Consider the following 12,395-nt stretch of genomic DNA (forward strand, 5'->3'; position numbering starts at 1 on the left):
GCAATATCATCCCTGCTGAAGCAATAATGTTTTAAGAAAACGTGCAGTATGCGACTCTTCTACATTGCAAATATCTTCAGGTGTTCCTTGGGCCACAATCTGACCACCACCAGAACCACCTTCAGGGCCAAGATCGATAACCCAGTCTGCCGTTTTTATCACGTCTAAGTTATGTTCAATCACCACCACGGTATTACCATGGTCACGTAATCTATGTAGAACATGCAATAGCTGTTTGATATCGTGAAAGTGTAAACCTGTTGTGGGTTCATCCAGAATATACAGAGTTTGACCGGTGTCACGTTTGGATAATTCTTTGGCTAACTTGACACGTTGTGCTTCACCGCCCGACAGCGTTGTTGCAGCTTGACCTAAACGTACATAAGACAAGCCCACATCCATCAGGGTTTGTAATTTTCTGGCAATAGCTGGGATAACATCAAAGAAAGGGCGAGCCTCTTCTACTGTCATATCCAACACTTGATGAATATTCAATCCTTTATACTGAATCTCCAATGTTTCACGGTTGTAACGTTTACCTTTACATAAATCACAAGGCACATATACATCCGGTAAGAAGTGCATTTCAACCTTAATCACACCGTCGCCTTGGCATGCTTCACAGCGTCCACCTTTGACGTTAAAACTAAACCGTCCGGGTTTATAACCACGAGATCTGGCTTCTTGGGTACCAGCAAACAATTCACGCACCGGCGTAAAAATACCTGCATACGTTGCGGGATTAGAGCGAGGAGTTCGGCCAATAGGGCTTTGATCAATATCCACCACCTTGTCCATAAACTCCATACCAGTAATGGTTTTATAAGGTGCAGGCTCCCCTGTAGTGGCGCCATTTAATTCTCTGTGGGCAATGCGATAGAAGGTGTCGTTTATCAGCGTCGATTTACCTGAGCCTGATACCCCCGTCACACACGTCATTAATCCTAGTGGTACTCTTAAAGTAACATCTTGCAAGTTATTACCAGTGGCCCCCTTTAGCACCACCCACTTATCTTGATCAATTTCAGTTCGTTTAGCTGGTATTTCAATTCTTTCTCTACCAGACAAGTACTTTCCTGTTAGCGAACGTTCACTCTTTTTAATATCTTCGATAGTGCCCTGAGCTACAATTTCGCCACCGTGTACACCCGCACCTGGGCCAATATCCAGCACAAAATCGGCAGCTCGGATCGCATCTTCGTCATGCTCAACCACAATGACTGTGTTACCTAAGTCGCGTAAGTGAATTAGGGTTTCCAATAACCTTGCATTGTCACGTTGATGTAAACCAATAGAGGGTTCATCAAGTACATACATAACCCCTACCAACCCAGCGCCTATTTGGCTAGCGAGCCTAATACGCTGAGCTTCGCCACCAGATAACGTATCGGCGCTGCGTGAAAGGGATAAGTAATTCAGACCTACGTTCACCAAAAACGTCAATCTATCATTGATTTCTTTGAAGATTTTTTCTGCTATTTTTAGGCGTTTACCGGTTAAAGTAAGATTTGCGAAAAACTTCAAAGCGTCGGCAATCGACATATCAGTAATGACATTAAGCGGTGTCTCACCAATAAATACGTTTCTGGCTTCTAATCTAAGACGTGAGCCAGAGCAGGTTGAGCAATGTTGCTGACTCAAATACTTGGATAACTCATCTCGTACCGCATTGGATTCAGTTTCTTTATAGCGTCGCTCCATATTTGGGATAATCCCTTCAAATGGATGTTTGCGTTCCATAATGTCGCCACGGTCGTTAATGTATTTAAACTTTAACGATGTGCCTTTACTGCCGTTTAACACAATATCTTTGGCCTGTTCATCGAGTTCTGCAAAAGGCACGGTCAAATCAAACTTGTAGTGATCAGCCACAGCTTGCAACATCTGAAAATAATAATAGCTGCGTTTGTCCCAACCCCTAATGGCGCCACCAGATAAACTGATTTCTTCGTTAGCAATAATGCGATGCGGGTCAAAAAACTGCCTTGTCCCCAAACCATCACAACTTTGACAGGCACCAGCAGGATTGTTGAAAGAGAATAACCGCGGCTCTAACTCAGCCATGCTATAGCCACAGTGTGGGCAAGCAAAGTTAGAAGAAAATACCAACTCTAACTTGTCAGGCTCGTCCATAAAGGCAACGGTTGCGGTGCCACCAGACAAGTTTAAGGCTGTTTCGAAAGACTCAGACAAACGAAGTTTTAAATCTTCACGCACTTTAAAACGGTCAACCACTACTTCAATAGTGTGCTTTTTGTGTAAGTCGAGATCAGGTGGATCCGACAAATCACATACATTTCCATCTATCCTAGCCCGAATAAACCCTTGCGCGGCTAGATTTTCGAGGGTTTTGAGATGCTCACCTTTACGAGCCTGAACCACAGGAGCAAGCAACATCAATTTAATATCGGCTGGCATATCTAATACCCGGTCAACCATCTGACTCACCGTTTGTGCATCTAATGGCACATGATGCTCAGGACAACGGGGCTCTCCTACCCGTGCATACAACAAACGCAAGTAGTCATAAATTTCTGTAATGGTGCCCACTGTAGAACGTGGGTTATGAGAAGTAGATTTTTGCTCGATGGAAATTGCTGGCGATAACCCCTCAATATGATCCACATCAGGCTTTTCCATCATGGATAGAAATTGACGAGCGTAAGCTGACAATGACTCTACATAACGTCGCTGTCCTTCTGCATACAAAGTGTCAAAAGCCAAAGAAGATTTACCTGAACCTGACAAACCGGTGATCACTGTCAGTTTGTCTCTGGGGATATCTAAATTGATGTTTTTCAGGTTGTGGGTTCTAGCCCCACGTACTTCTATTCTATCCATTAGTAACCAGATGTGCTGTAAAAGAACAATTATTACATACTCTGTAAATAGGCACTACGACCATTATCTGAATACAACAAGTTTATACACTAAATTAATCTTAAATGGCGCTAGACTTCCAACTAGCTTGCCAGTCTTTAAATACCGCAGTATAACCGCGATTTTTATTGCCTCGGTGACTTCTACTACAGAGCGTTCATCACTTATTTCAAATTGATCAAGTTGGCTATCAGGACTAGCATAACCACCTGGTTGCGTAGAGCTCCCAGCACTCATATGTGTAATGCCCATGGGCAAGAGGTTGTCACGAAAACGTTCACTTTCACGGGTTGATAAACTTATTTCAAGTTGCTCATTAAATAATCTAAAGGCACAAATAACTTGGACCAATCCTTTATCAGAAATGGGTGAATTAGGTTCAATCCCACCTGTACATGGCCGCAAACGCGGCAGCGAAAGACTATATTTACTGCGCCAATAGTGATGCTCTAAATAAGCCAAATGGTGACCCAGCAGCAATGCATCTAATCGCCAGTCGTCTAGACCTAACAATACGCCCAACCCTATTTTGTCGATACCTGCTCGTCCTAACCTATCGGGGCTGTTTAAACGATATTGAAAGTTTTGTTTTTTGCCACGAGTATGGTGTTTAGCGTACGTGACAGGATGATAGGTCTCTTGATATAACATCACCGCATCCAGCCCAAGATGGGCCAACCTTTGATATTCATCTGTGGCCAATGGCTGAACTTCTATGGCTAGATGACTAAAATGTTGTTTGATTTGCGGTAAGACGTCGGCAAAGTACTCGACACCTACTTTGCTTTCATGCTCTCCAGATACCAATAATATTGAGTCGAACCCCCAGCCTTTAATAATATCAATTTCTTGCTGGATCTCATCTGCATTTAATATTTTACGCTTGATTTTGTTGCTCATAGTAAAACCACAATAATCACACTCATTGGCACATAAATTCGATAAATACATAGGAATAAACAAACTAATATTATGACCGAAACGCCTTCTGGTTAATTCCATGGCTTGTTGCGCCATTATTTCCAAGTAAGGCTCTGCGGCCGGTGATAATAAAGCCATCAGAGCTTTGATATCACCGGCAGGCTGCTGCAAAGCCCGCTCGACATCTGCATTAGTCGACCCATACATAGTCAGGCGCAGGTCCTCACGATCTAAATCAGCAAATATATCAGCGAAGTTCATTTAAAAAACCTGTTAATGGACTAGACATACTAGCCTGTTTTAATACTTGGCCTAAACCCACCTGATAGGCATTTCTGCCGGTTATCACAGCCTCTTGAAAACACTTCGCCATCACCACTGGCTGCAAGCTAGAAGCAATACCGGTATTGACTAATACAGCATCAGCCCCTAATTCCATGGCTGCTGTGGCATCAGAAGGGCGTCCGATCCCTGCATCAATCACCACTGGCACCTTCGCCTGTTCAATAATGATTTGCAGAAACTCTTTCGTTAGCAAACCTTGATTGCTGCCAATCGGACTAGCCAAAGGCATGACTGCTGCACATCCTACTTCTTCCAGCCGGTGGCATAACACAGGATCAGCATGCACATAAGGCAGCACCACAAAACCTTGCTTTACCAGTGTTTCGGCCGCTATAAGGGTTTCAATTGGATCTGGCATCAAATATTTGGGATCAGGATGAATTTCTAATTTGACCCAGTTAGTAGCAAACATTTCTTGGGCTAACTGAGCGGCAAAAATAGCTTCTTTTGCATTCCTTGCACCAGAGGTGTTTGGAAGCAACTTTATCCCCAACTCGGTCAAGGGTTGCATCAAGTTATCCGTACTTTGCTTAAGATCAATCCGCTTAATCGCCAAAGTAACGAGCTCTGAACCTGAGGCTTTCAAGGCGTTTAACATGACTCGGCTATGTGAAAACTTACCGGTACCACTGAATAAACGTGACGAAAATTGGTGTCCCGCGATAGTTAACATGCCTTATCCTCCTGCCACGGCACTAAACACATCAATCTGATCACCTTCTCGGCAACCCTGCTCTGACCATTGGCTTTTGGGCACAATATGCTGATTAAATGCGACGGCGATATTAGCCAAATCCAATTGAAGGGGCTCAGTCGCCAACAGCAACACTTGTTGCAAATTCAGGTTTTCATCCACCTTTAGAGCTTGGCCATTAATAAAAACAGGGATCATGAATATGCCTCCTGGGCAAAAGAATTAGTCTCAGAGAGTAATGGTTCTTGGGGCGAAATTTGCCAGTGTTGGCATACTGTGCATTGAGGGTCTCGGTGACGGACAATGCTTTGCCAGATTAACCTTAAACCATCAAAAATATGTAACGTGTTGTCTTTCTCACCTATCGTTAAAACATGCCTAATAGCAGTTAGCGCTTGCATACTTGCAATAACACTCACCATTGGTCCCAGCACTCCCATATCACTACAGGTTTGTAGCGTCTCTTTTGCTGAAAATACACAATGGTAACAACCAGCTTCAGACATCCTCTGCGCGTCTACAACCATTAGTTGCCCAGAAAAAGCAGTTACTGATGCACTGACTAGTGGAATAAGTTGCCTAGCACACCAAGCGTTAATCAGTTGTCGGGTTGGCATATTGTCTGAGCAATCCAGCACCATAAGTTTGTTATGTTGACATGCTTGTTTAACATCTGAGTGGCGACTGATTAAACTCTGGGCAAACTGCTCACTAAATTTTTCGCTGTATGTCCTAACGGTGACATCGGGATTGAGTTTAGAGATCTCTTTTGCGGCGCACTCCACTTTTTCACGTCCCACAGAAGAAGCATTAAACAAGATTTGTCTAGGTAGGTTGGACATGTCCACTTTATCGTCATCCACTAAATGAAGGTGCCCGATACCTGCTGCCGCTAATTGTTGAGCTACGTGAGTGCCCAACCCTCCGATACCCACAATCATAATATGTTGACTCATTAACGTTTGTTGGCCCTGTTCACCTACTTCTGGAAGTAATATTTGCCGGTAGTATTGAACAAACTGCTGCTCACTTAAGGCCTTATTCATGTTAATGCCTGCCATGCCAGTTGTAGAGTCTGCCAGCTTTTTGCTGGGTCGGGTGCAAGCTCAATTCCACGCACAATAGCCACATCATGTACTTGTGTGACTTTTACTTGGGCAAGATTATGCTCGTCGATGCCACCAATGGCCACCAGCGGGAGTTTGTCTTTGAGTAATTGACAATAACGTGAAAGCTTTAATAACCCTTGAGGTTGTGATGGCATGTGTTTGGTTGGTGTGGCAAAGATATGTCCTATAGCCAAATAACTTGGAGAAAATTGCTGAGCTAGCAACATTTCAAAATATCCATGAGAAGACAGACCCAGCGCCAAACTAGCATCACTGATTTGGGATAGATTGGCTTGTAACATATCCTCTTGACCTAAATGTATACCAAAGGCACCGTGTTTTATCGCTAACTGCCAGTGGTCATTAATAAAAACTTGCGCTTGGTATTTTCTACCTAATGCCACCGCAAGCTGAATGTCCTGTTCTAGCTGTTTATTATCACAGGGCAGTTTTATTCGTAGTTGTGCAGTGTGCGCTCCAGCCTTGAGTACTTGTTCTAAGACAGATAAAGACTGCGTTACCGAATACACCTTTAAAGGCAAGCTGACATTGGCAAAATCAAGTTGAGAAACATCTGCCAGTTGTGGGTACTGAGGCAGTATAATCTCTGGAAAATGCACTAAGTCATTGGGCCAACCATGACGCGCTAGCACCCCAGGTCCTTTGCCTAAACCATAACTGCCACTGAGTCCTTGATGTACATAAGCTTTAGCAATCACAATGGCATCTAATAAAGGATGACCTAATGCCATCGTCGTCGCTATTGCTGATGAAAGTGTGCAACCTGTGCCATGATTGTGGCGAGTATTCACTCGGCTTCCACCAAATCCAATACGTTGATGTTGATGCTGTTCAGAAGTATGGGCAATCTTGTGGGCGGCTAACCAGTCAACGACCTGCAGGTTTTGACTATCTCCGCCTGTTACCAGAATATTGGTCTCGACTAACTGAGATAGATGATCAAGTGCTGATTGTTCAGTTTGCCCTTTCCCTTCAAACGTTCCAGCTAACACCATCAACTCGTTATAATTAGGCGTCAACAACGTCACTTGTTTGGCTAGGCGCAGATAAGCGTCAACATTAGTCTGTTGTTTACCACTAGTGGTAAACAACACAGGATCCAAAATGATCGGTATCCGGGTATCGTGAGTTTGCTCATAGTCAGCTAAATTATCTGCTAACCAATTGCTTATCAGCAAAACTTGCTCAGCATCGGCTAACACGCCAATCTTAATAACCTTGGGCGGCATATCGAATAGCAAACAATTTAACTGCCTTGTCAGCATATCTGGGGATACAGCTGACACACCCTCTACGTGATAAGAGTTTTGGACGGTGACAGCGGTGATTATATTACAAGCATGACCGCCTAAATCTTGAATTGTGAGCGTATCTGCCTGAATACCTGCACCGCCGCCACTATCTGAGGCAGCGATGCTCCAGACAATCGGCCGGTCACAACCACTTACAAATAGCCTGTTATCATTTGAATAATTATCCATAATTTATTCAGGCTCGGTCGTGGGTACTTCTCCAAGAGGTGTATAAATTTGCGCCCCTTGTGCTTTAAATTCCTTTGATTTTTCTGCCATAGCGGATTGTATTTCTGCTGAGCTGAGACCTGTGCGACTAGCAGCCAGTCTTGATGCATCCTGTTCAACTTTAATTTTTTGTTTAGCAACGTATTCACGCACTTCGTGAGTGATTTTCATAGAGCAGAACTTGGGCCCACACATAGAACAAAAGTGTGCCACTTTAGCTGACTCTTGCGGTAGGCTTTCGTCATGATAAGCGCGTGCAGTTTCTGGATCTAAACCCAAGTTATATTGATCTTCCCACCTAAATTCAAAACGTGATTTGGACAAAGCATTGTCGCGAATTTGTGCACCAGGATGCCCCTTTGCAACATCTGCAGCATGAGCCGCTATCTTGTAGGCAATCAAGCCCTGCTTAACATCTTCTTTATTTGGCAAACCCAAATGTTCTTTAGGCGTGACATAACACAACATCGCTACGCCATACCAGCCGATCATGGCTGCGCCTATACCAGAAGTAAAATGATCATAACCTGGGGCAATATCAGTCGTTTGTGGGCCTAACGTATAAAAGGGAGCTTCACTACAAATTTCAAGCTGCTTGTCTATGTTCTCTTTAATCAATTGCATAGGAATATGGCCGGGACCTTCAACAATGGTCTGCACATCATATTGCCACGCAATTTTGACTAGTTCACCTAAGGTATCAAGCTCAGCAAACTGTGCTTCGTCATTGGCGTCAGCAATACAACCCGGACGCATTCCATCGCCTAACGACAGAGACACATCATAAGCGGCACATAACTCGCAAATGTCTCTGAAATGCTGGTACAAAAAGCTTTCTTTATGATGAAACAGGCACCACTTGGCCATAATAGAACCACCTCGGGATACAATGCCGGTTAAGCGTTTGGCTGTCATTGGCACATAACGCAATAATACACCTGCGTGAATAGTAAAATAATCCACTCCTTGTTCAGCTTGTTCAATCAAAGTATCCCGAAACACCTCCCAGGTTAAGTCTTCTGCCACGCCATTGACTTTTTCTAACGCTTGATAAATCGGCACGGTGCCAATAGGCACAGGGGAGTTACGTACGATCCACTCGCGAGTTTCGTGAATATAACGCCCAGTGGATAAATCCATTACCGTATCAGCACCCCAACGAGTTGACCAAACTAGTTTTTCTACCTCTTCTTCAATGGAAGAAGTCACCGCAGAGTTACCTATATTAGCGTTTACTTTAACCAAAAAATTACGACCAATGATCATGGGTTCAGCTTCTGGGTGATTAATATTAACCGGGATGATAGCTCGGCCACGAGCTACTTCATCACGCACAAACTCAGCAGTAATCGGCTGCCCCATCAAAGCGCCAAAGGCATTGCCGGGTGCTTTTTGGGTTAAAACATCGTCAGTTACTTCCTCACGAGCCATATTTTCGCGGATCGCGATATATTCCATTTCAGGGGTAATAATGCCCGCTCTGGCATAGTGCATTTGGGTAACACATTGCCCTACTTTGGCTTTAAGTGGTTTATCAATAGAGTCAAAACGTAAATGTTCTAAACCATCATCAGTCATACGCTCTTGGGTATAACCCGAACTGACATGAGGTAATTGTTCAACATCTCCCCGCTGCATGATCCAATTGTGACGAAGTTTGGCTAATCCTTTGCGAACGTCGATATTAGCTTCAGGATCTGAATAAGGACCGGCACAGTCATACACCATAATATCCGGGTTAGTTTCGATGACAGGATTGTCTTCAGTACCACCCAAGATGGTGTCAGTTTGGGAAATAGCCCGCATACCCACTTGGATATTGTGATGGCTTCCCGCTAAGTATACTTTGCGGGAATTAGGGTGTAATAGTGGTTTAAGGTTATCAATAAATTGTTGTGCATTAGCACGGGTTTGACGACGTTTTGACATTAGCAATCTTCCATAGTGTTAAAAAATGAAGTTGCTTGTCTGGAGAGGTATGATGTTGAAAAGCACCAATTGTTGATAATTTGACATCACTAAATCTGATGCCATAAATACAACTTACTGGGTAAGTACTGTTTTAAACGCGCCAAATTTAAATTGGCTATGCTCAATAACATTACGCTTGTTTCCTTCGCGGGTACTAGCCCGATCAGGTTCAACGGATCCCGAATTAACGGTCTCAGCTTATGTTTTTCACCTCAGTAAAAAACACTAGCACTCCGACAAGAAAAAACCATTATAGACAGAGTAATAAAATTGACACAAGGACTTTTAAATATAAACGACTAGCGATTCAAAATCTGTAATCAAAAAAACATGTGATTAATAAGCAATAAAATCATAATACAAAGCGACCAATTGTGTTGGGAATTAAAAAAACATGTTAGACTCTTTATATATTATTATCCGAATTTTTTAACTTTTATTAGACAGTCTCCACTTTGAATTCTACCGAACTTCGCAGCGCTTTTTCTCTTGCCTTTGTGTATGTGCTTCGCATGCTTGGCTTATTTATGGTGATGCCAGTTATAGCTATTAGCGCCAAAACCTATCCAGATTATTCGGCTTTTCTTGTCGGACTAGCAATAGGTGGCTACGGCTTAACACAAGCCTTACTCCAGATCCCAATGGGGGTGCTATCAGATAAAATTGGCCGAAAACCAGTTATTGCAGGCGGTTTAGTTATTTTTGCCATCGGCAGTCTTGTGGCAGCGACCGCTGATAGTTTAACTTGGGTTGTAGTGGGTCGTTTTCTTCAAGGTGCAGGCGCAATTGCAGGAGCCATCATGGCATTGGCTGGAGATTTAAGCCGAGAAAGCCAACGACCAAAAGTAATGGCAATCATTGGTATATCTATTGGTTTCTCTTTTTACATAGCCTTACTTCTGGGACCTATCATCGCGAGTAGATTTGGCCTTAGTGGTATTTTTCTGATGACTGGGGTATTAGCTTGTCTGTGTGTTTTTTTAGTATTGTTTGTTGTACCTAATGCAAAAAATGTGGCACCTAAAGGCGATACTCTACCGGTTATTCAAGATTTAAAAATTCTATTTACGCACCCACAACTAGCCCGCTTAAATATTAGTGTGTTGTTATTACACATGTTAATTACACTACTCTTTGTGCAAATCCCAGTGTTTTTAGTCAATTTAAATTGGCCACTTGATAAGCATTGGCAAGCATATTCCGTGGTATTAGTTGTTTCTGTTGTAGGCCTTATTGGCTTTATGGCTATAGCAAAGAAATATAAAAATGCTGTTTTATCCATCAGTGTTGCAGGCTTAGCTTTAGTGTTTACTTTGATGATATTTAGTCAACAGTCTATTATTTATTTACTTGTACTAGTTTGTTTATTTTTTACTTGTTTCAATTACTTAGAAGCTAATTTTCCAGCTATGGTGTCAAACATATCACCAGCTGGTAAAAAAGGCTCAGCTATGGGGATCTACGCTAGTTTTCAGTTTTTTGGTGCCTTTATGGGTGGTGTGTTATCCGGCAGTATCGGCGAGCTATTAGGCATTCAATGGGTATTTGGTTTAGCCAGTATTTTATGTTGTATTTGGTTGTTGTTGATCAGAGGTTTACAGGCGACGAATCGACTGAAACGTTATACACTTAAAACAACGACACAAATAACAAGTATGGCTTTACAGCAGCTTTCTGAATTAGAAGGTGTGGTGGACATAACGGTTGTTCCAAATGAACAAGTTATGTATCTAAAGGCAGAACAAGATTTCGATATTCAACAAGCTCGGCTTGTACTGAATTTAAAAGATTAATTAGGAGGAATAATGGCGAGCAAAGGCGTAAACAAAGTAATCTTAGTGGGTAATTTGGGTAAAGATCCCGAAGTAAGATATACACCAAATGGCAAAGCCGTTGCCAATTTAACTTTAGCCACATCAGAAAGCTGGAAAGATCAAAGTGGCCAAATGCAGGAAAAAACTGAATGGCACCGCGTATCCATGTTTGGTAAGTTAGCTGAAATTGCTGGCGAATATTTACGCAAAGGCAGCCAGGTGTACATTGAAGGTAAACTGCAAACACGCAAATGGCAGAACAAAGAAGGCCAAGACCAATTCACCACAGAAATTGTTTTAGACCCATTCAATGGCGTTATGCAAATGTTGGGCGGTAAAGGTGGCGGTCAGTCTGAAGGCGGTTTCCAAGGTCAACAACGTCCTGCTGCGGCTCCACAACAATCAAATCAAGGTTATCAACAGGCACCCCAACAAAGTTATCAACAAACACCTCAGCAAGGGCAGCAATACCAAAAGCCTCCAGCTCAAGGTGCGCCACAACAATCAAATCAAGGTTTCAACCAAGCACCCGCTCAGGGACAACAACCGGCTCCTATGGCTGAACCAGACTTTGACTTTGATGACGATATCCCGTTCTAGCACTCTGTTTTTACTAAAGTAAGGTGCAGCAAAAAATATTAAGGCCCTGTTTTTACAGGGCTTTTTTTATTCCTCTAAGTTATTCAGGATAACTTAGAGGAATATCTATATCGAAGCATCTGCAAATATTACAAATATGTAACTTGTCCTGAAAATTCAAAGATAATGAAGCATTAGACAGTTTCTTTGAATGGCTTGTATATATTGATATATCCTCTAGATTATGGACGCCAATAAATGAAAGAAAAGCTTCTCGTTGTGGATGACAACACTACAATTTTGCGGATTGTTGACCTTGTTTAAGAAAACAAAGGTTATGCGTCAATACTGCCACTAGCGGTGAAGAAACCTACCAACTCGCTTTCAGTTTTCAGCCTGTCTTAATGGTTCTAGATGTCAACATGCTCAATGGGTGAAATGGCTTTGCAACATGTCAAAATTTAAAGCTGATATTCGTTTATCTACTATCCCAATAATATTCTTAACCGGCAAAGTTGGCCAATTTGAAGAAGGCTTTGAA

At 42.6% G+C, this 12,395-nt stretch carries 8 protein-coding genes, 1 pseudogene and 1 riboswitch; of the genes and pseudogenes, 2 read left to right on the plus strand and 7 right to left on the minus strand.

Annotated elements, in window-relative coordinates; translation table 11 throughout:
* Positions 1-6: 6 nt before the first annotated feature.
* From uvrA to thiC, 7 genes and pseudogenes are all read right to left on the minus strand, one after another.
* Positions 7-2,841: an excinuclease ABC subunit UvrA gene (gene uvrA / locus C427_RS22360; protein WP_007635884.1), complete on the minus strand. Its 2,835-nt coding sequence runs from the start codon at positions 2,839-2,841 to the stop codon at positions 7-9.
* 100 nt (positions 2,842-2,941) lie between these two features.
* Positions 2,942-4,062 (minus strand): annotated as a pseudogene (gene thiH / locus C427_RS22365) (2-iminoacetate synthase ThiH).
* Entirely contained in the window at positions 4,049-4,819 is a 771-nt protein-coding gene (locus tag C427_RS22370) for a thiazole synthase (protein ID WP_007635882.1), read from the minus strand. Before C427_RS22370 ends, thiH begins: the two are co-directional and overlap by 14 nt.
* A gap of 3 nt (positions 4,820-4,822) precedes the next feature.
* Complete coding sequence (thiS, locus tag C427_RS22375; RefSeq protein ID WP_007635881.1) at positions 4,823-5,038, minus strand: sulfur carrier protein ThiS; 216 nt, start codon at positions 5,036-5,038, stop codon at positions 4,823-4,825.
* Entirely contained in the window at positions 5,035-5,886 is an 852-nt protein-coding gene (locus tag C427_RS22380; protein ID WP_007635879.1) for a HesA/MoeB/ThiF family protein, read from the minus strand. Before C427_RS22380 ends, thiS begins: the two co-directional genes overlap by 4 nt.
* Positions 5,883-7,451, minus strand: coding sequence for a bifunctional hydroxymethylpyrimidine kinase/phosphomethylpyrimidine kinase (locus C427_RS22385; protein ID WP_007635877.1), 1,569 nt, complete (start codon positions 7,449-7,451; stop codon positions 5,883-5,885). Before C427_RS22385 ends, C427_RS22380 begins: the two co-directional genes overlap by 4 nt.
* A gap of 3 nt (positions 7,452-7,454) precedes the next feature.
* The gene (thiC, locus tag C427_RS22390) at positions 7,455-9,419 is read right to left on the minus strand and encodes a phosphomethylpyrimidine synthase ThiC (RefSeq protein ID WP_007635875.1); all 1,965 of its coding nucleotides are present in this window, start codon (positions 9,417-9,419) and stop codon (positions 7,455-7,457) included.
* A 165-nt stretch (positions 9,420-9,584) separates the two neighbouring features.
* A riboswitch (TPP riboswitch) is annotated at positions 9,585-9,707 on the minus strand.
* 209 nt (positions 9,708-9,916) lie between these two features.
* On the opposite strand from thiC, the gene C427_RS22395 reads away from it, so the two are divergent.
* Both C427_RS22395 and ssb read left to right on the plus strand, forming a co-directional pair.
* A complete protein-coding gene (locus C427_RS22395) occupies positions 9,917-11,254 on the plus strand; it encodes an MFS transporter (RefSeq protein WP_007635873.1) in 1,338 nt (445 codons plus the stop codon).
* Positions 11,255-11,266: 12 nt separating this feature from the next.
* Positions 11,267-11,875, plus strand: coding sequence for a single-stranded DNA-binding protein (gene ssb / locus C427_RS22400; RefSeq protein ID WP_007635871.1), 609 nt, complete (start codon positions 11,267-11,269; stop codon positions 11,873-11,875).
* Positions 11,876-12,395 lie beyond the last annotated feature (520 nt).

This window comes from Paraglaciecola psychrophila 170, from assembly GCF_000347635.1.
GTDB classification, from domain to species: Bacteria; Pseudomonadota; Gammaproteobacteria; order Enterobacterales; family Alteromonadaceae; genus Paraglaciecola; species Paraglaciecola psychrophila.

Bases quoted from the DNA above. Each gene is read 5' to 3' on its own strand.
- uvrA (WP_007635884.1), bottom strand. From the start codon at position 2,841: ATGGATAGAATAGAAGTACGTGGGGCTAGAACCCACAACCTGAAAAAC.
- C427_RS22370 (WP_007635882.1), bottom strand. From the start codon at position 4,819: ATGTTAACTATCGCGGGACACCAATTTTCGTCACGTTTATTCAGTGGT.
- thiS (WP_007635881.1), bottom strand. From the start codon at position 5,038: ATGATCCCTGTTTTTATTAATGGCCAAGCTCTAAAGGTGGATGAAAAC.
- C427_RS22380 (WP_007635879.1), bottom strand. From the start codon at position 5,886: ATGAATAAGGCCTTAAGTGAGCAGCAGTTTGTTCAATACTACCGGCAA.
- C427_RS22385 (WP_007635877.1), bottom strand. From the start codon at position 7,451: ATGGATAATTATTCAAATGATAACAGGCTATTTGTAAGTGGTTGTGAC.
- thiC (WP_007635875.1), bottom strand. From the start codon at position 9,419: ATGTCAAAACGTCGTCAAACCCGTGCTAATGCACAACAATTTATTGAT.
- ssb (WP_007635871.1), top strand. From the start codon at position 11,267: ATGGCGAGCAAAGGCGTAAACAAAGTAATCTTAGTGGGTAATTTGGGT.